General features: G+C 59.8%; 18 protein-coding genes and 1 pseudogene. 11 read left to right on the forward strand and 8 right to left on the reverse strand.

From position 1 onward, the window contains the following. Positions 1 to 822 precede the first annotated feature (822 nt). On the reverse strand, positions 823 to 1,761 hold the full coding sequence (locus RAD04_RS06395; RefSeq protein WP_461623063.1) for a class I SAM-dependent methyltransferase: 939 nt from the start codon (positions 1,759 to 1,761) through the stop codon (positions 823 to 825). Positions 1,762 to 2,153: 392 nt separating this feature from the next. Continuing rightward, positions 2,154 to 2,360, reverse strand: coding sequence for a hypothetical protein (locus RAD04_RS06400; RefSeq protein WP_461623064.1), 207 nt, complete (start codon positions 2,358 to 2,360; stop codon positions 2,154 to 2,156). Between the two features lie 401 nt (positions 2,361 to 2,761). Between RAD04_RS06400 and RAD04_RS06405 the strand changes: the two genes are divergently transcribed. From RAD04_RS06405 to RAD04_RS06425, 5 genes are all read left to right on the forward strand, one after another. Further along, complete coding sequence (locus tag RAD04_RS06405; RefSeq protein WP_461623065.1) at positions 2,762 to 3,931, forward strand: metallopeptidase domain-containing protein; 1,170 nt, start codon at positions 2,762 to 2,764, stop codon at positions 3,929 to 3,931. A gap of 48 nt (positions 3,932 to 3,979) precedes the next feature. Beyond that, positions 3,980 to 6,316 (forward strand): non-ribosomal peptide synthetase, encoded by a 2,337-nt coding sequence (locus RAD04_RS06410; protein ID WP_461623066.1) that lies wholly within the window; start codon positions 3,980 to 3,982, stop codon positions 6,314 to 6,316. A 39-nt stretch (positions 6,317 to 6,355) separates the two neighbouring features. After that, entirely contained in the window at positions 6,356 to 6,547 is a 192-nt protein-coding gene (locus RAD04_RS06415; protein WP_461623186.1) for a phosphopantetheine-binding protein, read from the forward strand. Between the two features lie 180 nt (positions 6,548 to 6,727). Continuing rightward, a complete protein-coding gene (locus tag RAD04_RS06420; protein WP_461623067.1) occupies positions 6,728 to 7,288 on the forward strand; it encodes a HipA domain-containing protein in 561 nt (186 codons plus the stop codon). Further along, positions 7,234 to 8,568, forward strand: coding sequence for a HipA domain-containing protein (locus RAD04_RS06425; RefSeq protein WP_461623068.1), 1,335 nt, complete (start codon positions 7,234 to 7,236; stop codon positions 8,566 to 8,568). The genes RAD04_RS06420 and RAD04_RS06425 overlap by 55 nt, the downstream gene beginning before the upstream one ends. A gap of 30 nt (positions 8,569 to 8,598) precedes the next feature. Here RAD04_RS06425 and RAD04_RS06430 read toward each other — a convergent pair. From RAD04_RS06430 to RAD04_RS06445, 4 genes and pseudogenes are all read right to left on the reverse strand, one after another. Further along, a pseudogene (locus RAD04_RS06430) lies at positions 8,599 to 8,835 on the reverse strand (AbiV family abortive infection protein); the annotation flags it as partial. Positions 8,836 to 8,908: 73 nt separating this feature from the next. Then, positions 8,909 to 9,445, reverse strand: coding sequence for a hypothetical protein (locus tag RAD04_RS06435; RefSeq protein WP_461623069.1), 537 nt, complete (start codon positions 9,443 to 9,445; stop codon positions 8,909 to 8,911). A 288-nt stretch (positions 9,446 to 9,733) separates the two neighbouring features. Then, positions 9,734 to 10,675 (reverse strand): ImmA/IrrE family metallo-endopeptidase, encoded by a 942-nt coding sequence (locus tag RAD04_RS06440; RefSeq protein WP_461623070.1) that lies wholly within the window; start codon positions 10,673 to 10,675, stop codon positions 9,734 to 9,736. Beyond that, positions 10,662 to 11,054, reverse strand: a complete 393-nt coding sequence (locus tag RAD04_RS06445) for a helix-turn-helix domain-containing protein (RefSeq protein WP_456659641.1) — start codon at positions 11,052 to 11,054, stop codon at positions 10,662 to 10,664. Before RAD04_RS06445 ends, RAD04_RS06440 begins: the two co-directional genes overlap by 14 nt. 162 nt (positions 11,055 to 11,216) lie before the next feature. Here RAD04_RS06445 and RAD04_RS06450 point away from each other — a divergent pair, with 162 nt between their 5' ends. The 4 genes from RAD04_RS06450 to RAD04_RS06465 all read left to right on the forward strand — a co-directional run bounded on the left by RAD04_RS06450 (position 11,217) and on the right by RAD04_RS06465 (position 13,746). After that, entirely contained in the window at positions 11,217 to 11,558 is a 342-nt protein-coding gene (locus RAD04_RS06450; RefSeq protein ID WP_461623071.1) for a multiubiquitin domain-containing protein, read from the forward strand. Positions 11,559 to 11,561: 3 nt separating this feature from the next. Then, on the forward strand, positions 11,562 to 11,963 hold the full coding sequence (locus tag RAD04_RS06455) for an E2/UBC family protein (protein ID WP_461623072.1): 402 nt from the start codon (positions 11,562 to 11,564) through the stop codon (positions 11,961 to 11,963). Further along, the gene (locus tag RAD04_RS06460; protein WP_461623073.1) at positions 11,960 to 13,375 is read left to right on the forward strand and encodes a ThiF family adenylyltransferase; all 1,416 of its coding nucleotides are present in this window, start codon (positions 11,960 to 11,962) and stop codon (positions 13,373 to 13,375) included. Before RAD04_RS06455 ends, RAD04_RS06460 begins: the two co-directional genes overlap by 4 nt. A 191-nt stretch (positions 13,376 to 13,566) precedes the next feature. Then, positions 13,567 to 13,746 carry a DUF6527 family protein gene (locus RAD04_RS06465; protein WP_244443473.1) on the forward strand — a complete coding sequence of 60 codons (180 nt, stop codon included), beginning with the start codon at positions 13,567 to 13,569 and terminating at the stop codon, positions 13,744 to 13,746. 481 nt (positions 13,747 to 14,227) lie between these two features. Here the strand turns inward: RAD04_RS06465 and RAD04_RS06470 are convergent, their stop codons facing one another. Next, on the reverse strand, positions 14,228 to 14,971 hold the full coding sequence (locus tag RAD04_RS06470) for an outer membrane protein (RefSeq protein WP_461623074.1): 744 nt from the start codon (positions 14,969 to 14,971) through the stop codon (positions 14,228 to 14,230). Positions 14,972 to 15,898: 927 nt separating this feature from the next. Between RAD04_RS06470 and metC the strand changes: the two genes are divergently transcribed. Together metC and dctA are read left to right on the forward strand one after the other, a co-directional pair. After that, positions 15,899 to 17,146 (forward strand): cystathionine beta-lyase, encoded by a 1,248-nt coding sequence (gene metC / locus RAD04_RS06475; RefSeq protein WP_461623075.1) that lies wholly within the window; start codon positions 15,899 to 15,901, stop codon positions 17,144 to 17,146. Positions 17,147 to 17,374: 228 nt separating this feature from the next. Further along, the gene (gene dctA, locus RAD04_RS06480; protein ID WP_461623076.1) at positions 17,375 to 18,805 is read left to right on the forward strand and encodes a C4-dicarboxylate transporter DctA; all 1,431 of its coding nucleotides are present in this window, start codon (positions 17,375 to 17,377) and stop codon (positions 18,803 to 18,805) included. Positions 18,806 to 18,931: 126 nt separating this feature from the next. Here dctA and RAD04_RS06485 read toward each other — a convergent pair whose 3' ends face one another. Further along, a complete protein-coding gene (locus RAD04_RS06485; protein WP_461623077.1) occupies positions 18,932 to 19,957 on the reverse strand; it encodes an LLM class flavin-dependent oxidoreductase in 1,026 nt (341 codons plus the stop codon). Positions 19,958 to 20,004: the final 47 nt, after the last annotated feature.

Raw genomic sequence — 20,004 nt, forward strand, 5'->3', positions numbered from 1 at the left:
CGATATTGTTCATGCTGTTGGAAACGACCCCAGCGCGTAAGAGACGCCGAGTCGTTCTTCGCTGCACGAGCGGTTGGCGTGCTTCCGATGTTGCGTCCTCGGATCGGAAATCGTCCGATGGGCGAGCTTGCGTTCAAGCCCCGCCGCGATGCGAGAATGCCGGGCTCCGATTTCAGATGCCCGAGCGGCCGTCGGACCGGCGGTCCGCGCGTGGTGACCGCTTGGCCGTGTGGGAAGTGCACGGGCATGAGAACAGAGTGTCGCGATGCAGGTTCGAGAGTCTGTGAGGTTCACTATTCTCATCATATGCCAGGAAGTGACCGACGGTCGGACGTGGTCCGACGCCTTACCCGTATGATGATACAAACTCACGTTACGTGCGATTCAAGCCCCTTGAGAGCCGCTCGTGAGAATAGGTCGAGACCGCCACGCTGCCAGAAGGGTCTGTGCCAAACAAAGTACCTGCCAATGCTCGAGGCGGTCCGCACTCGCCGTTACCGCGAGCTCATGGGATATGCAGAGCGAGAGCGCCCTTGCAGGCGCCGGGCGAATGAAGGCGTCTTGGGTCTCGCCATACGCCTCAATCGCAAAATGAGCCCGAAATCACAGCGAGGCCTGGACAGGGTGCAGGCCAGTCTCCTCGCGCGCTGCTCGATGCGCGCCTACCGCCCGGACCCGGTACCGCCGTGCATGGTGAAAACGCTTGTCGCAGCCGCACAGTCAGGCCTCATCATGCTCCAACCTCGAACAGATGGGAGCATGATCCACTTCGGTACGCCGTTCCGGGGCGCACGCGCGGCTATCCTCGCAAATAGGAACGTCTCAAGGCTCGAGTGCGATCTGCAAGCCCTCGTCACCTCCAACGTGAACGTAACGCGGCCCGATTGGCCGACCTCGACCGCTGGCGACGGTGACAATGTCTTCCAGAGGAGCGGCGCGTGCATCCGATTCAGGGCGGGACAAGATCAGATCGGCGTGGAACAGACCTTCCGATTCCAGTCCGGTCGCATCGATGCCAAGAGCCGCCAACGTGGCCAAAGTCCTTTCAAATTCCTCAGCATCGCGAAATCGACGTTGAATAAATGTCGCGCCAGTAAGGCGTTCCGTCACAAGACCACGCTTCGCGAACGTCGCAGCCAAGGAATCAAAAGGAAACATCCGCAGCACGAAAGAGATGATCCATGGACGTTTCTCTGTCGCATCGAGAACTTTGCTGAACGTCTTCTCGGTGACGTAGCCGATGCAGCCCGTTGACATGATGACATCGATGGAGCGGAGAATACGCGCGCTTTCGGTCGAAAGCGGTTCCTTTTCAAGGTCGGCGACAACACCTTGCTCAAGGAGGCCAACGCCCGTTGCATAACTGACGGCCGGTGCCGATACATCGAGACCGATAAACCGCGCAAGTCCAACGTCAGGCCAAGCCGAATAAAAATTGCGATCGAGGCGCACCAGTGTCTCGGAACTGATCGCCCTCATCTCGCGCCGGGCATAGCGGTGACGCAAGCCGCCGAAGGTCAGTGGAAACCGATGCACCGCCGCGTTGATGCCGTATGAACAGCCGACATCAAGCACGATCGGCTTAACGCTGGTTGCCGAAGCTTTCGCTGCCAGAATCTGACGCACGACCGGCTCAGCCACATCCGGGATCATGTAATCCAGGCCTCCCAGGACGGAGAAATACGCTCTTGGATCATCCGAAGCATAGATGTCATCGAAGACAGCTTTATCCTGATTGATACGCGAAAAATTTGTTCGCAACCCCACGTCTCCACAGTTCAATTTGCACGTAAGCCCGAGGCTCTTGCCTCGACCGGTACTCTCTTATTGCAGATGTTGGCCGATCTATGAACCTCACGGTGCTTTGCGTTCTGCCTAACCCCAATTCCTTGAAAGATGAGCCAGTCCTTCTCCCTCCGTGAGGCCTGCAGCTCGTCGCATTGATGCTGACCCTGCACATTGAGGCGGGGTGAAGACGTAGAGCGATGGCCAATCCGTAGCGACAAGCTGCGCAGAAGGACGCTTTCCAAGATGCTGGGGCGGGGTCGAGGCGGGCTGCGAGCATCTTCTCGACATAACGCCCACTGCAATAGTCGTTCCACTCAGCTTCGCCCTCCGCCTAGGTCTCTCTATATGCCGAGGAGCCGGATGCGCTAACAGCTCAAGCTCATGACGGTGTCATGGACCAATCGGACCGTAGACACGATCTCTACAATAGTCGCCGCGATCTTCCCTTCGCAACCGCTCGAAGTAAGGTCATCGCTGCCATTTTGTAGTGGCTTGACCTCGCTCGCATCCAGACCGCTCAGCAGGACATCAGATGCCCCCGCGCGCACGTGACCTGCCAGCAGTGTATTCATGATCGCCCTCCGGTCTTTACCTCTCATCTTGCTTCCGCTCGCCTGGGCGAAGTCCCACGGCGGCTCCGAGAGCGTCTCGCCATTCTTCAAACCGACCCGTCATTCTCCACCCGCTGCGGCGGTTTCGGTTATGAGAAGTTTTATCGGTCCAAATGGAAGAATATCGGAAGCCGGATCGCAGCTCCCTACCATAATTGGGAGGAGCGTGAGCTCGGTTCACTTCTATAATCCCTCCTCGCGCAAGCACTCAGCTTGTTGCAGCTTCATCGCGAGAGATCGGACAAATCTCGCGTCCGCGCTGCATAGAACAGCGTGCTCATGATGACGCTCTACCCTTCGACAGGTTCAAAATGAAGTCTGGGCGATGTCAGGCCCAGACGGGAGGCGACTTCGAGACAAGCATGTCAGAGATCACGCGTCGTAATGTGTTAGCCCTTGGAGTTTCAGCGTGGCTTCCGGTGATGTCCGGAGGCCCGGCGCGATTCGCCGGGCCGGACCGAATCCCGGTTCTTGACCGAAAGTGGAATATCTATTTGAGCGAAGGAGAGACTGACCCTCGAAGCCTCCCAGCTATTGGGGCGCTGAGAGCGATGATGGTGTTTGTAGACTTCGCTGACGCACCCGGCGATGTCAGCGACACGGAAGGGATAGGAGATCATCTCACCGGACACGGTAAGGCCGAGAAATGGTTTAGGGACCAATCGTACGGGCGCCTCACCTTCGAGATTGCCAGAATTCCTGGCTGGCGGCGCATGCCGAAGCCCTCGACCAGCTACACCGGCACCAACAAACGTTTCACATTCCAGCAGCAGAAGGACTATATCTCAGACGCCGCAGCACTTTTCCCAGAACTCGATGTCCGAACCCACCCCCTGTTGCTTGTCGTTAGCGCGAAGACCGACGGGATTGCTATTTCACCAACATTTATCGCCACGCCGATCAATGCAGCTATGACTCCAACGGGGCCGGTTCGTTGGGGCGTGACCTTCGGCAAGGACAGCTATACCAACAACCACATGAACCTGTGTCATGAGGTGTGCCACACCCTCGGGTTGCCTGATCTCTATAACTTCGAGCCACCGCGATTTACGACCGGCTCCTGGGACATCATGGGCGATATCTTTCGGGGGACTTCGCTGATCGGCTGGCATCGCCACAAACTTGGCTGGCTTGCAGACGAGCGCAAGGCGTACCTGGCGCACGGTGAGTGTGAGACCGTCCTCACACCATTGCCAGGCAGCACAGGAACCTCGATGATTGTGGTACCAGCCGACGGTGCGTTGAATCCATCGAAAGTGTACGCGATCGAACTTGCACAGCCGATCCGAGGCCACGATGGCACAACCACCGGCGACGGTGTCCTTGTCTATAGCGTTGATGCCGTCATCCCGACTGGACAGAGCCCGGTCGGAATCGTGCCGGCCAAAACGACGGCGAACTTCAACTACGGGGAATTGTTCGAAGCGCCGTTCTCCGCAGGATCAATCCTCGATGACCCGACGTTGCCGTTCAGTCTTTCGATCAAAGCCAAACGCGAGGACCGCTACGTTGTCGGCGTGAAGGTGCGCTAGCCGGAGTTTTCGCAATGCTATTTCTAAGCGACGACGAGCTGCGCCCGCATGACTGTTGCCCATGAAATGTTGGCGCCTCGGGAGAGCTTTTGGCGACAGCGCCTTGAGCGGTTCAAGTCATTGCAGCTTCCCTTTGTGTCGTTTTCGCCAGAAGTGTCGCCCCGATGGCAGTCGAGCGCTTGGCTGTCTCCTGAGGCTTTGGTCGAATTGCTGCCGATCGATCGCACGGAGTGCGTACTAGCTGCTTTCCTGATCTATCTTGCCCGCATCACAGGTGAATCTGAGCTTCAACTCGGCTGGGAGCCCGCACCCAAGCCGCCGCAAGCGGGCCTGAACGCGGGTGAAGCGCTGGTCGCCTCCGTCGTGCCAATGGAGGTGGCCATTGATCTTGCTCATGACTTTGCGCAGGTGCACAAGGTCGTTGCGGCCGAATGCGCCGTTCTGAGAGCGCACGATAGTTTTGCCTGGGATCTGATCGCGCGCAGCCCGGCGTTGCGGGAGATCGGGATGTTACGGTCCTGCCGACCCTGGCCGATTGGCATCACCATCAGCGACATCGGCTCTCCCGCTGCTGGAGATCTGGCTTCGCGCGCCAGTTCGGACGCGGCTCCATGTGGTGATTTGCTGACGTTGGAAATCCGTGTGCTCGATGGAAGCTTTCGATGGCACTTTGATGCAAGTCGGCTGCCATCCACGCAAATCGAGCGGATGACGACGCATTTGAACAATCTCTTGCACGCCGTGATGGCCGATACAGGGCAGCCGCTGGGACGGCTTGCGCTGTTGTCAGGTGAAGAGCGCACCTACCTCTTGGAGGAACTGAACCGAACAGCTGAGCCCTATCCGTCGCATAAGTGCATCCATGAGCTGTTCGAGACCGAGGTCCGGAAAGTGCCGCATGCAGTAGCGGTAGTCGATGCGGAGACAGACTTAAGTTATGGCGAGCTCAACAGCCGGGCGAACCGGCTGGCGCATCATCTCATTGGGCTTGGACTCAAGCCGGGGGATCGCGTCGCGACCGTGTTGGATCGCTCCATCGCCCTTGTCGTGGCGCAGCTGGCCATTCTGAAGGCAGGCGCGGTCTACGTACCGATCGATCGGGGGCTTCCATCCGCGCGACAGAGCTGGATGATGATTGACTGTGCTGTGCGCCTGGTGCTCACGGCAACCGACAGTGACGGCGAGGTCGAGGCTGCCATTCCTGTTCAGGCCATTGAGCCAATCATCGCTGGAGAGGGATGTGATGCCGATCCAGGCTTGACATTGGCCGCCGAGGCCACCGCCTACGTGATGTACACGTCGGGGTCGACTGGCGTTCCCAAGGCGGTTGCTGTTCCTCATCGTGCCGTCAACCGGCTTGTGATCAACAATGGATATGCGGAGTTTAGCTGGAGTGATCGGGTAGCGTGGGTGGGCAATCCCGCCTTTAGTATCAGTACGCTGGAAGTCTGGGCGCCACTGCTCCACGGTGGGCGCCTGATTGTTGTTCCACACGCTGCCATTCTGCAACCGGATATCCTGTGCGGGCTGGTTCAGCAGAACAGCGTCACCGTGCTGCATTTGACAGCCGGACTGTTCAACTGGAGCGCCGATCATTTGGCGCCGGTGCTGGCGAGTTTGCGATTGCTATTGGTTGGCGGCGGTGCAGTCGATGTGGCGGTGGTCGCACGGGTGTTGCGCCAGTGTAGGCCGCAACGTCTGTTGCACTGCTATGGCACAACCGAGACATCGACCTTTGCGACGGTCTGCGAGATCACCGCGATCGACGAGACAGCCGGTCGGCTGCCGATCGGCCGGCCGATCGCCAACATGCGGATCTACCTGCTGGACGGTGATGGCGCGCCCGTTCCGTTCGGGGCGGTGGGGGAGATCCATATCGGCGGCGCCGGCGTTGCCCGCGGCTATCTGAACCGGCCCGAGCTGACCGCGGAGCGGTTCGTGGCCGATCCGTTCAGTGGCGAGGCCGGCGACCGGTTGTACAAGACCGACGATCTCGCCCGCTACTTGCCGGACGGCAATCTGGAGTTCCTGGGCCGCAACGACGATCAGGTCAAGATCCGCGGCTTCCGGATCGAGCCGGCCGAGATCGCGGCGCGGCTTGCCGAGCACCCGCTGGCGCGCGAGGCGGTGGTGCTGGCGCAACAGGATGGTCGTGGCGAGCCGCGACTGGTTGGCTATATCGTTGCGGCAGAGCATGCGGCCGAAGACGATCTGGCCGCCACGTTGCGCAGGCACCTCACCGCGCGGCTGCCGGACTACATGGTGCCGTCGGCGCTCGTGCGGGTCGCGGCGCTGCCGCTGACGCCGAACGGCAAGCTGGACCGCACCGCGCTGCCGGCTTCGGACGATGATGCCTTTGCGCGGGCCAGCTACGCCGCCCCGTAGGGCGAGATCGAGATCGCGCTCGCGCAGATCTGGGCCGAGCTGCTCGGCGTCGAGCGGGTCAGACGCCACGACCACTTCTTCGAGCTCGGCGGCCACTCGCTGCTGGCGGTGCAGCTGATGGCGCGTCTGCGGCAGCTGTCGCTGGGGGTGGAGGTGCGTACCCTGTTCGCCAGGCCGATCTGGCCGCGAGCCTGGGCCGGCATCATGAGGTGGCGGTCCCGGCCAACCTGATCACCGAACAGAGTGCGGCGATCACGCCGCAGATGCTGCCGCTGATCGCGCTGGCGCAGGACGAGTCTGCAGGATCGACTGGCGCGGCTTGAGGTCTATCGAACAAGGCTGGTCGCCTGAACCGACCGGTTCGGAGTAGCCTGTGTCTGACTTTCGCGCATCTGAAATGCGGGGAAGTCTGTGACGGCCCTCCTGGTCGGTGAGACCATTGACAGGCGACGCGCCCATGCGCAGGCGTCGGCAGGCGAGCTAATTCAGCTCGTCCGCGGGGTCTATGCCCAAGCCAATGCCGATGTCGACACGGCGGTCTTGGCCCACGCCGTGCGCATCGCACATTATCTCTACCCGGCCGCTTATCTCTCGTCCGCCTCGGCCGCACTCCTGCGGCCAACCTCTGACGGTCGGCTTTTTCTTAGCGGACGTCGCAATCAGCGCACCCGGATTCGCACACTCGAAATCGTCCAGAACGAGGCGCCGGCACATCCATCGACAGCGCCTGCGATCGTAGGCGACGATCAGGGCGAGATCAGGATCGAGGTGTCGTCGCCGCGCCAGCGGTTTTTGGAAGCTTTCCGCCTCCGAAGCGAGCACGCCAGCGCCATCACCGACGAGCTTCGCGCCGACATGGCCACGCGGCTGGTCGAGGAGTTTGGATCACCACAAGCGGCGGCGACGCGCTCTGGGCTTTGGCTCGCGAGAACGGATGGTATCGCGAGGGCGAGGGCGCCGAGCGCTACCTGACGACGCGCCCGGCGGTCGGCAAGGCTGCTGCGAACAAGGCGGCGCTTGAGCGGATCGTGGCCTGGCATGGCGAGCCCCTCGGCCGCCTGACGCATGACGGCTTCGAACGGCGCTGGAAGGCCGCGGCAAATACGGCGCCGCCGCTCGTCCGCCAGACGGCGCCCGGCAAGCTGCCAGCCTTTGTGGAGTCCCTCTTGCCGGAAGGCTGGCTCGCCCAAGTTCTTCACGAGCGCGATGATCGCGACGCCATTCGGCACGGCAAGCGGTTCATGTCGAACATCGCGGTCGTTGCCACCAAGAAGGAGCTCGACGCTCTGCCGCTCGACCTCCTGCAGGCGCCGCTCGCGAAGTTTGCCAAGCGCGTGCAATTCATAGGACGCTATGTCGGCCTGTCGAGGGGTGAGCTGGAGCAGAGCTTCGAGCAGAATCTCGCGCAACTGTTTGAGCGCGCGGAAACGCCTCGTCTGTCCGGCGTGCAAATCAAGGCGCCGATGTGCCTGACCTCCGACGGTGCGCTGATGGCGGCGATCGACGCGCCGTTCACTCACATCCTCAAGCCCGCCGGGACGGCCGGCTTCGAGGCGCTGCCAATCGCCGAATGGATATGCCTGGAGCTCGGTCGCGCAGCGGGGTTTGTCGTTCCCGACGCGGCGCTCGTCGGCATGCCCGACGGCATGGCGCCTGCGCTCGTCGTCGAGCGGTTCGACATCAGGCGAGATAAGGCTGACAAGCGCCGCCTTGCGCTCGAGGACTTTTGCTCGGTGCTCGACTTGCCCGCGTCGGCCAAGTACGACGGCACCATCGAGCGTGTGGCGCGCGGGCTTCGACCGCTGTCCACCGATCCCGCCGACGATCTCGATATTCTATTCCGGCGCGCACTGTTCGCGTGGTTGATAGCCGAGGGGGACATACACCTCAAAAACCTGGCGCTGCTGAGGGGCGCCGCGCCCGGCGCGCGGCAATTTGAAAGCGTCCGGTTCGCGCCGCTCTATGATGCCGTCACCACGCGGGTCTTTCCCGGCCTGGCCAGCGATCGCATGGCGCTAAAGCTGAGCGAGAAGGACGAACGGCTCACGCCGCGTGATTTTCTGACGCTCGCCCGCACGATCGAGCTTTCCATCGCGCGTGCGGAAGAGGCGATGGCGAGCGTCACGGCGGCGACGCGCAAAGCCGCGGGCGCCATCTCGCTGCCAGAAATGGCGAGGGACGGCGAAGGCGCCAAGTCCATAGAGGAGCGCGTCAAAGCGATCGTCGCCGAGCGATGCGGCGCGTTCGCATGAGCCTTCATATACTTGCGGCTCATTGATAGCCTTCCAATCGCCGCGCGCCTTGGCGTTTTTCTCTGCCTGCGATCCCTTCAGCATATATGCATTGCCCTTGTTCTTGGCGGAATGACGCCTGAATGAAGCAAGAACTTTATTCTGATCTACCGGAAGGCCAGACAGCAAGCTGGTTGCCCATGCACCGATGTTCTCGACCTTCGAGCATTCCTCAAGCGAAATCTGATGGAGGCAAAGCGCGCGTGCCGTGGCACCGGCTTTTGCCAAACGTCCGCCTCAAAATAGAGCTGCTCGGAACGTCTTTTCGGCGCCCCGCACGAGAATGCTTAGGAGTTGGCGATCAACCTTCGGGGGCGCCTCGGTCATTTGGGGCTCCTACTCGTCTGTTGTATACCGCGATCCACGCCTCGTGTTCGCCTTTGAGGTTCTCGACGAGTGCATTCACTATCGCGTCGTTGATCGCCTGCGGCTTTCCGTGAGTGAACTCGTTTCTACGTTCGTGGATGTCTTTTAGCAAATCGGCAACTACCGAAAATCCATGCGCTCGAAGATCTTCGAAATAGTTCGTCCCAAAGAATATTTTGTACAGATCGTAGAGGCGGCTCCCGATTCCGGAGTAACGCCGAAGCTCGTCATCTAAAACTCGTTGCGGAAGCCCACGCATCGCAGTTCGGTGAAGCCGCTCGATACGAGTCTCAAAGTAGCCCCAGAACAGCAGCACTAAAGCTGCTCGAGCGGATGGACGTTCCGAATCTGCGAAATGTGAGAAGCGTTCAAACTCGGCCGCTGGCCGCTCCCATTCACGCTGGAGCATCTGGAGATAGATGTATTCCTCATAGCGACCTTCAGCACCTGCGAAAGCGGGATGGATGACCATCCGCTCATCGTTTATAGTCCTGATGAAGGGCGAAGTATCAAGCGGGTCGGAACCGCACGCGGGGCAGCGCGCATCAATTCTGCGAATGCCGGGACAGTCCGCTCCGCACAACACGTAACCTGACCAGAGGCTTGTCCATGATTTTCCCGGGAGGTCGTCGCACCACATTAGATGACTCCGTAATCGGCGCCGCCGCAGCCTCTGCCAGACAATTCTCCGGAGCTGCGCGTGGCGAGCTTCAACCAGCGCAAAAGCCGACGCGTTCCGTCGCGGCCTGAGGCATGCCGGCTAAACGACTTTTTTGAACCCCGGCGGAAGGATGATTGTCGGTTTGCCAAGTGCTTTCACCGGATAGAGCAGAATGATGATATTGTGTGTCGTGTTGAAAGCCTCCGCCACGCACTCGTGAGCAACGCCGTTGCGATCCGTCATTGAAATGGTTGTAGGGCGTGTCATCTTTCGACCGATCGGAAGGATACGGCCAAGGCAATGATCGGTCGTTATGATGGTGTCCGTAGGTTTGCCAAACTGAAGGATGAAAGGAGGCGAGGGTTCGATGCGACGGACCGCAGCCCGCGCGCCATGACCCGGAACGAACTCGATAGGTTCGAGAATATATACAGCGCAGGCACGGTGGTGAGTGCGGGCAAATTCCCGCGCCGAGGCGTAGTTGGATGCGCCGAATTTCTTTGCGAGCGTGATGGGCGTCTTGATGTCGAACTTATAGTCAGCCGCATAGCGCGCGTAAGTGTCGCCCTTAAAGAGAGCAAACCGGGCAAAGTTGTTGGCCTCGCGTTCAAACTGGTCCGAGATTTCGGGATCGAGATGTTGTTCACTGTCCTGGAAGAAACGAAACATGCGCTTGTGAACTGGAAGGTCGTGATGCGCAGTTTCGTGGAGCGTCAGAAACGTCTTCTTGGATTTGGATTTGATGGCGCTGTCATCGATATGAATGAGCGTGTCAGCGGAGTCATAGAGGCCGAACAACTTGCCAAGGGCGGATTTTACGACGGTTGCTGTTTGGATTGCCTTTCCCGCTAAGTATTCCATGACGGCGACGGGGTCGAACAGGCTGGTTTGGGCAACGCGCACATTTGCAGCAGCAAGGATATCTTCAAGAGGCACCGGGAATCTATCCCAAGCGCTTGCGCGGTCGAGGAGTTGCCGTGCTCGCTCCTCGACCGCGCGAAGATCTTCGGGTTCGAGACTGCTATCGTCAGCTTTTGTCACCCGGCTTTTTCCTTGCCCGCATGAATTGAAGGTACTGCAACATCTCGGTCTCTTCCTCGGCCGACAAATTGTGCTCGGCGAAGGTCGCGATACGTCCGTGCCGCTCGGTATCGGCGCGCTTGTTGCCGGATATGTACCCGGCCATGTCCATCAGATTCTCGAAGCTGATGGCATAGAGTTCTGCGAGCGCATGCAGAATGTTCGGCGATGGTTTTTTGATCTTGTTGTTTTCGATCTGCGACAAGTAGGCGTTCGAGACCTGCTTATTCGTCGCTTCCTCGACCTCTCGCAGACTTAGGTTCCGGTCCACGCGAATCGACGCGAGATACTGACCGAGCGTCAGTTTCGATGTGTTCCTTTCATCCGTGGGAGAGAGCATGGCGGGTGCTCCTGTAAGCTATTGTTTCTGTTGTGATTCTATCCCAGTCATTTCTTCTGGTCAAGCGTGCAAAGGGATTGCTTGATATTCTTAGCGCGCTATGTCATATTGAAATCGTGGAAAGGCGAGGTGCCTCGACACGTCTCATAGGGAGTAGATCACATGACGGACAATCTTAAAGAAAGGAGCGCCGATTCCGGCGTTGAAGAGGTGCTCGACGAGATCATCGATCTCGAAGAGTACGCCAAACTCGGCAAGCGCCCGCCGCTCTCAAAGGGCTATCGGATCCTCGTGAACGGCGACCCGTTCGTGGTGAACGAACCGACTCCGACCGGCCGCGCCATCCTGACGCTTGCGGGCTTGCTGCCCGCGGAGAACTATACTCTTCGCCTCAAAATGGCCGGTGAAAAGCCGCATAAGGTCGGGCTCGACGATGAGGTCGATCTCCGCCGCCCGGGCGTGGAGAAGTTCAAGGCTCTGCCGCGTGATCAGACGGAGGGTTGAGCGATGACCCTCCGTCGTCAGTTTGACTTGCTGCCCATCGACCGGGAATTTCTCGACGAATACGGGCTGCCATGGGAAACCATCGTGGACGGCTCCCAGTGGGTGCTTATCCACGACTTCCCCGTGCCGCGCGGCTACAACCACGCGACGGTGACGGCGGCGATCCGGATCGAAACCGGTTACCCGAACACCGAACTTAACATGGTGTATTTCTTTCCGGCCCTCGCACGGTCGGACGGAAAGAAAATCGGGGCAACCGAGGCGCAGCAGCAACTCGACGGAAAAACCTACCAGCGCTGGTCTCGCCACCGCACGGCCGCGAACCCGTGGAAGATCGGACGCGACCACATCGGGACGCATGTCATCCTGATCGAGGACTGGCTCGACCGGGAGTTCGAGAAATGACCGCTCCCATCACCCTGGCCCTTTCAGGCGACCAGCACGAGCACTTGAAAAGTTTTCTCTTTCCCGGCGACGGCAATGAGGCCGTCGCGATACTGCTGTGCGGAAGGCGCGCGGGCGACCGCAGCCATCGCCTCGTCGTGCGCGAGATTTACGGCATCCCGTACGAGGACTGTTCCGTACGCACCCCGATGCGGGTCACTTGGCCGCCGGACTATATTGCTCCAATGCTCGACCGTGCTGCCACCGAAGGGCTGTCGGTCGTTAAGGTTCATAGCCATCCCGGCGGCTATGCCGCTTTCTCGCTGACGGATGACAAGGGTGACGAGCGACTGCTGCCGATGATCCGGGGATGGGTCGAGGCAGATGTGCCGCACGCGAGCGCCGTGATGTTGCCGGATGGCCAGATGTTCGGGCGGGTATTGAACGCGACCGGAGGCTTCGATCCGGTCTATTGCATAAGTGTCGCCGGAGACGATTTGCATTTTTGGTACGCCGACGCGGGCAGTGTCGAACTGCCCGACTTCGTAGCCTCCCACGCCCAGGCCTTCGACAAGGGCACCATCGAGCGTTTGCGTCGGCTCTCGTTCGCGGTTATTGGCGCGTCAGGGACAGGCAGCCCAACCGTTGAGCAGCTTATGAGGCTTGGTGCCGCGCTGATTGTCGGCGTCGATGACGATCACATGGAGGAGCGTAACGTCAACCGTATCCTGAACTCCACCATGGATGATGTGGAGAATGAGCGTCCGAAAGTTGACGTACTAGCCGACGCGGTCGAGCGCGCCGGTCTTGGCACCCGGTTCATCTCTATAAAGAAAAACCTGTGGGACCTCGAGGTCATCCGCGAAGTCGCCCAATGCGACATCATCTTCGGTTGTATGGACACGGTGGATGGGCGGTATCTTCTTAACGCTATAGCATCCTACTATTCGATTCCCTACTTCGATATCGGCGTGCGCCTGGACGCGACCAAGGATTTCGACGGCGTGGCGCGCATACGTGAAGTTTGCGGCACCGTGAACTACTTGCGCCCTGGCCGGTCCAGCCTTGTCAGCCGGGGCCTGTTCACCATGAGCGAGGTTGCCGCGGCCGGTCTGCGCCGCAACGACCCGGCAGCTCATGACCGGCAGGTGGAAGATGGCTACATCAGGGGCGTGGCCGGACACCGGCCCGCCGTCATCAGCGTCAACATGTTCGCCTCGGCGCTTGCCGTGAACGAAATGCTCGCGCGCCTGCATCCTTACCGTGAGGAGCCGAACGGCGCATATGCTGCCGTCACGTTTAGTCTTGCGAGCATGGAGCTCATCTACGACCCTGAAGAGGGAATCTGCGATATTTTGGGGGCGAAGGTAGGCTTCGGCGATACCACGCCGCTCCTGGGGCTGATGGAGCTCGCGGAAAGGCGAAAGGCGTGAGCGGGTTTTATCGGTTTCTCCTCAATTCATATGGGCGAGCAGATAGGTTTCTGCGGGGCACATACAGGCGCATTCATAGTTGGCTCGTCCCGCCGTATGCGACCTTGCTCGTCGAAGACACTCTTCCGAAGCAACTGAAGCGCCGGACCCTCTACATCGTCCAGGAGGACGGCTACCAGGAGCAGGCAGCAATGATCTGCCCTTGCGGTTGCCGCTCTGTTTTACATATGAATCTTCTCCCCGATGAACGTCCTTGCTGGCGTGTTACGCGCCATGACGACGGGACTGCCACCCTCCATCCCTCGGTCTGGAGGAAAAAGGACTGCGGTTCGCATTTTTGGTTTCGAAATGGCCGCGTCCTATGGTGTTAACCGAACGTCGCCGCGGCTGTATGCAAGCCCTGGTCGCATGCAAGAACCGATGTGGCGCGCCTGCAGCCATTGCGATTGAAAGGGCCAAGAATCACGCTCAATTACTGCCTAAAAGTGATGGTTCGTGATCAAGCATGCAGATGGGGTATCGCGTGGGATTGTTGTGGATGAGTCTTAACCAGTGCTAGCTCGGGCGTAGTCTGCAGAACCTGCGGCACCGCACAATATCGCACACGGAACACGCCGCATCAGATACTTGGCAAGGAGCACCGCCGCAGCCACGCCAGCGCCATCATACCGTTCCCGTCGGCGGTCACCTGAACATACTCAACCGATGCGACACGCAAGCTTAACGTCGTGGCGCAACACCTGGCCTGCACGAGAAGGCGCGCAGCTCGTTGTTGGAGGCAAATGAACAGCTGAAAAAAAGAGCCCCGGCCTGGGGCCGGGGCTCTCGATCCGCCGCTCTAACGCGATGGAGTCAGTATTTGAGAACGACCGGGCCCCAGAACTTGTAGTTCAGCCGCGCGGTCAGCAGGTCGAAATCCTGCCCGATGCGCTCGCTACCGACCGCACCCGCGGAGTTGCTGAAGTTCACGTTAGCGTCGTGCCGGAAGATATGGTCGTACTCGAGGCCGACCGACCAATTCGGCGCGAAGCCGAGTTCGATGCCCGCCCCGACCACGCCGCCCCAGCGGGTATTGTCGGCGCTCGCCAGCGGCGCGCCGGCGAGAGTGTTGATCTGATAGCTATTGCCGGTCACCGCGGCACCGCCCTTGGCGTAGAGCAACACGTTGTTGATGGCGTAGCCGACCTGGCCTGTAAGCAGGCCGAACGACCCGGTCTTGGTCTGGTTGATGTTCGTCGGGAAGGCGGCGCTAACATTGGAGCCGCTGAAATCGGCCCAGTTGCCTTGGCCTTCGACACCGAAAACCACCTGGCCCGTCTGCCAGCGATAGCCGAACTGGCCTCCAACGGTTCCGCCGCTCGCGTCGTGAGAGCCCTCGGGCGTGACGCCTCCAAAATCCCAGGAACTATGGGTCGAACCCCAGCCGCCATTGGCACCAAGATAGAAACCGCTCCAGTCATAGATTGCGGCCGCGACGGGTGCTGGCATCGGCGGTGCCTTGGTGTAGATGGGCTGCTGAGCGAGATCGGCGGCGAATGCGGGCGCTGCCCCGATCAACCCGACGATGCTGGCAGTCACAAGCAACAACTTCTTCATTTCGAATACGCTCCTTCACATGTCCCCTGCGCCACGCGCGTCTTAACAGTGCTGTCGCGAATTGCTGTAGCTGTCGCGCAACATTCTCGCTTCCAGAAGCGCTTGAATCTAACGCCGCGTCAGGTTGCGCGCTCATCAATCATGATCAAACCGACAAACACGCAGTAGGTCCATCGTGTATCGAACCCAAGGATGTACGCGTCAACTCCGGCATGAAGTCGTGGCGTCGTTGCACTCGAACCAGAGCGATCACGACAGGCGCGCACACTGAAGCAGCGACGATCGTAGAGAATCGAGCGAGCGCTATCATGTCGTTCCATTTCCTCTGATCGTCACGACCCGGAAACCGGACGCAGCCACTATCTGGTCCCTCATGACGGATCACGCACGGTCCGTGAGTGGGCTGAACGTTTAAACGATCAAGACTGCACTGGCATCAAACGCGGCACGCGCGCTGCTCGTCGACATCGTTCACAACATCATCGGGAAAAAGCCAGTTCGAACATAGTCGCCCGATGGTGGCGGGTTCTCAACACGATGTGTTTCGTTCGCGACAAAGTGCGCGCGCGACGTCCACGTCGCTGCGCAGTCACGATGAGCCGTTGCGATCGAGGGCCTAGCAGGTTTGGCCCGCCTCTTGCTTCGAGGCGCTTAACGCATTTGGCTCGACCTAGTAGGAGCGGTGAATGCCGGCCTGTTGGCGGATCTTACGAGGGAGCGTGCTTTGATACTGCGCCGTCCTGATGTGCAACCAATCTTGATGAGGCGCACGCAACGCAGGTGGTTCTGGTGCGAAGGAGCGAGCCGATTTCATTTAGAGCGAGGAGGCGACCTACGAAAACGACTCGCATCGATTAGGCCCATCCGAATCGCACCTGGTGCGCTTCCCCCCGGCCAGGCCGAACACAATCTCAAAAGAAAGAAGCAATGAAGTACCTGGAGGACAGCAAGGACCTGGACGTCGAGACCCGGCTTTCTCGTCTCGGCCGTGCGCCCGCCGAACATTCCGGGATGGTCAACATGCCCGTCTACCGGGGCTCCACAATTGTTTCGGAAACCCTGGAGGACTACGAATCGCGCAGGCAAAGCGATCCGACGGCGAACTACGGCCGCTTTGGCTCGCCTTTGTCCCGCGCACTCGAGCTTGCCGTTTGCGAACTGGAGGGCGGCTATCGCTCGCTCCTGTTTCCGTCGGGGCTCTCTGCCTGCACGCATTCGCTTCTTGGCGTTCTGCGCGCAGGCGACCACGTTCTGATCAGCGACGGCGTCTATACACCTCTCAGGACATTTGCAGACGAGGTTCTCTCAAGACTTCAGATCACGGTGCAATACTTCTCTCCAACGCAGCCTGCAGAGCTTGCGGCGAAAATCACCCAGAAGACCCGGGCGATCTATCTGGAATCACCTTCGTCCCTCACGTTCGAGGTGCAAAATGTCCCTGCGCTTACTGCCATCGCCCGTCGCTCCGATGCGCTAGTGGTCATGGATAACACATGGGCAACGCCCCTGTATTTCAAGCCGTTTGCGCACGGCGTCGACATCTCGATCCAAGCGGCGACCAAATATATCGTCGGCCATTCAGACGCGCTGCTTGGTGTCGCGACCGCCAACGAATCGGCGTGGTCGGCGTTGCGATCAAGTGCCCATGATTTCGGGGAGATCGCTGGGCCGGACGACATCTATTTGGCCCTGAGGGGACTGCGTACCCTGGCCGTCCGCATGAAGCGTCATTGGGACAATGGCCTCAAGCTGGCCCAAAGCCTTCGGTCGCATCCAGCCGTCGACAACATCTTGCACCCGGCGTGTCCGGACGATCCTGGCCATGCGCTTTGGAAACGAGACTTTTCGGGGGCGAGCGGCCTCTTTGGCCTTGCGCTGAAACCGATGTCGCAGCCGCAGCTTTCGACTTTCTTCAATAGGCTGCGGCTTTTTGGCATTGGCTGGTCCTGGGGCGGATACGAAAGCCTCGTGATGCATGTTGACCCATTGAAACGCGCGGAACCATCGCTTGCTCTCGCTGGACCGCTGATTCGGGTTCACGCGGGCTTGGAGGACGCAAGCGACCTGATCGCGGATATGTATCAGGCGCTCGCTGCGGCTTGGGAGACAAGAAGCAGTCGCCTTGATCCGGACAACGATGATGCGCTTGTCGCTGAGCGCTCCAAACGAGCTTAAGCGCAGTCAACTCGAAGCCGAACCTTGGCTTGGCCAAGACAGAAGTCGGCAGTGAACGAGTAGTAAAGGGAACGCCATCGGCGCTTTTTGATGAAGAGCGAGAGACCCGCTCGTCATCGAGATGCTCTGGCCTACGAATCCTAGGTCAGAAGTTCGCTCGCGGGATGGTGTCGGAACAGCTCCGATACCCCGTCAAGCGGGATCGCCGCCAAACCTGGGAGGAGCGTTATGACAACCATTGCAGCTGCGCCAACCGCGCGGGCGTCTCGGTCATGGTATAAGGTCCTCTACGTCCAGGTGTTGTTGGCAATCCTACTCGGCATCATCGTCGGCTGGGGTTGGCCGTCGCTTGCCACCTCTGACTGGATGAGGGCGCTCGGCGACGGCTTCATCAAGCTCATCAAGATGGTGATCGCGCCGATCATCTTCTGCACCGTGGTCTCCGGCATCGCTCATATTCAGGATGCGAAGAAGGTCGGCAGGGTGGGGATCAAGGCGCTGGTCTATTTCGAGATCGTCTCCACCCTCGCGCTCGTGATTGGTCTCGTCATGGGCAATCTGTTCCAGACCGGCCGCGGCCTTGCCGCCAAGCCCGATGCGACCGCAGTCGCCAATTATGTCGAGCAGGCAAAGGCGACCAGGTTCGTCGACTTTGTTCTTAGCATCATTCCAGACAGCGTGGTCGGCGCGCTCGCGCGCGGTGACATCCTGCAGGTGCTGCTGTTTGCGATTCTGCTCGGCTTTTCACTGATGGCGCTCGGAGAGCGCGGCGAGAGGCTGCGCAGCACGATCGACGACGCCGCGCAGGCCGTGTTCGGCGTGATCGCCATCATTATGAAGGCCGCGCCGATCGGAGCGTTCGCCGCCATGGCATTTACAATTGGCAAGTTCGGACCCGCGGCGCTGGCCAATCTGATCGGATTGATCGCGCTGTTCTACGCGACCGCCGCGCTATTCGTGATCGTGGTTCTCGGGCTGATCGCGCGGTTCGTTGGCTTCTCCATCTTCAAGTTCATCGCCTATCTCAAAGACGAGCTCTTGATTGTGCTCGGCACATCGTCCTCAGAGAGTGCGCTGCCACAGTTGATGGAGAAGCTCGAGCGGCTGGGCTGTTCGAAGCCCGTGGTCGGCCTCGTGGTGCCGACTGGCTATTCCTTCAATCTCGACGGCACTAACATCTATATGACGCTCGCGACGTTGTTCATCGCGCGCGCCCTCGGGCTCGACCTCGCTTTCGACCAGCAACTCACGATTTTGATCGTGGCGATGCTGACCTCAAAAGGGGCGAGCGGCGTCACCGGAGCTGGTTTCATCACGCTGGCAGCGACCCTGTCCGCGGTCAACCCGGCTCTGGTGCCAGGGATGGCGATCGTGTTCTCGATCGACAAGTTCATGAGCGAGGTGCGCGCACTCACCAATATCATAGGCAATGGCGTTGCCGTTGTGTTCGTGTCCTGGTGGGAAGGCGAGCTCGACCGGATCACGCTGCGTGCACGCCTTGGCCGCCAGGCCGATCTGCCCGATGTGGAAACGGCGTTCGCGACTGCTGACGCCGTTCCTGCCTCGGAGGACACGCGCAATTCAGAGATCGCGCGCGCAAGAGGAGGAAGTTGGACTGAACGTGCGCGTTGCAAACGCGGACGAATGCACTCGTCATGACACTGTCTTGACGCGACCAACGCCTGATGGAATAGGCGAAGGTCGAGGTCGCGCGTCGTTCCGCGCATTGACCAAACGCGAACGAGCATAGAAGGCGGGCTGCTGTTGACACAGCGGAATGATGACTCAGGTTTGGCCAAGCAACTCGGATTGGATCGTCCTCGCGGTGTAAAGGGAAGCATCTAGCGGCAAATTGCCAAATGCGAGCTGACAAAGCAGGTAATTTGCGCCTGCTTCCTCCAGCTGATGAAGCAGAACGTTTCGAACGGAGCTCGGCGTTCCGACGACGCACAATTCGCTCTCGATTGCCGCATGGAATGTCAGCGGAAGGGGTTGTGGCGTCGGGATGTCATTGCGCTCGTAAAGGAATTTGAAGCTCCGCAGCCATTGCTCGTAAGCGGATCTGGCCAGCGAATAAGCGTCCGCCTCAGATCGCCCAATCACGATCATGCGCAGCAATCCAACGAATGGCCCACGATCAGGGGCGCTGGGGCTGCGCTCTCGATGGGTGTGGTAGGCATCGGTGATTTGGCGGACGCCGGCGGCGGGCCCAACGCAGGCGAGGTTTGCGCCATTGCCCGCGGCCCAGATGGCCGTCTCGGGCCGATTGGTGGTCACCCATATCGGGGGAGATGGACGCTGGTGAGTCGTTAATGTCAGAGGAACCTCACTCAACTGGAAATGTCGGCCTTGGTAGGACAGAACTCCACCCTGCATGGCCCTCTGGAGAATGTTGTTGGCTTCCTCATATCGGCTTGGCGCCGCATCCTCGCAAATTCCAAAGTAGCCCAACTCGACCGGCAGAGCGCCCCGCCCGAGACCCAGCTCGAGCCTGCCGCCGCTCAATTGATCGAGCATGCAGATCTCTTCAAAAGCGCGGAGCGGGTGATAGAGGTTAAGCAGCATCACCAATGGGCCAAGACGGAGGTGCCGCGTACGCTGCGCGAGACTCGACAGGAAAAGACTAGGCGAAGGGCCTCTTCCATGGGGCGTGCAATGATGCTCTGCCACGTGATACGCATAGAATCCGAGGCGGTCGTAGGCCTCCGCCAACATGAGCCGATCTTCGTATTGATGGCCAATATCGCGGCCGTCGTCGTCCAGGTGATCGAAAATGCCGCAGGTGAGTTTTGACGAAGGCTGTTGTGTCATTAGAATATATCCTTGCTGGGGGGAAGGCCTGCTCGTTTTCTGGGCAG

It is taken from the genome of Bradyrhizobium sp. 25ACV (assembly GCF_054863005.1).

Coding starts and splice junctions, on each gene's coding strand:
- RAD04_RS06400 (WP_461623064.1), bottom strand. CDS start 2,360: ATGAATACACTGCTGGCAGGTCACGTGCGCGCGGGGGCATCTGATGTC.
- RAD04_RS06405 (WP_461623065.1), top strand. CDS start 2,762: ATGTCAGAGATCACGCGTCGTAATGTGTTAGCCCTTGGAGTTTCAGCG.
- RAD04_RS06410 (WP_461623066.1), top strand. CDS start 3,980: ATGACTGTTGCCCATGAAATGTTGGCGCCTCGGGAGAGCTTTTGGCGA.
- RAD04_RS06435 (WP_461623069.1), bottom strand. CDS start 9,445: ATGGTCATCCATCCCGCTTTCGCAGGTGCTGAAGGTCGCTATGAGGAA.
- RAD04_RS06445 (WP_456659641.1), bottom strand. CDS start 11,054: ATGCTCTCTCCCACGGATGAAAGGAACACATCGAAACTGACGCTCGGT.
- RAD04_RS06450 (WP_461623071.1), top strand. CDS start 11,217: ATGACGGACAATCTTAAAGAAAGGAGCGCCGATTCCGGCGTTGAAGAG.
- RAD04_RS06455 (WP_461623072.1), top strand. CDS start 11,562: ATGACCCTCCGTCGTCAGTTTGACTTGCTGCCCATCGACCGGGAATTT.
- RAD04_RS06460 (WP_461623073.1), top strand. CDS start 11,960: ATGACCGCTCCCATCACCCTGGCCCTTTCAGGCGACCAGCACGAGCAC.
- RAD04_RS06465 (WP_244443473.1), top strand. CDS start 13,567: ATGATCTGCCCTTGCGGTTGCCGCTCTGTTTTACATATGAATCTTCTC.
- RAD04_RS06470 (WP_461623074.1), bottom strand. CDS start 14,971: ATGAAGAAGTTGTTGCTTGTGACTGCCAGCATCGTCGGGTTGATCGGG.
- metC (WP_461623075.1), top strand. CDS start 15,899: ATGAAGTACCTGGAGGACAGCAAGGACCTGGACGTCGAGACCCGGCTT.
- dctA (WP_461623076.1), top strand. CDS start 17,375: ATGACAACCATTGCAGCTGCGCCAACCGCGCGGGCGTCTCGGTCATGG.
- RAD04_RS06485 (WP_461623077.1), bottom strand. CDS start 19,957: ATGACACAACAGCCTTCGTCAAAACTCACCTGCGGCATTTTCGATCAC.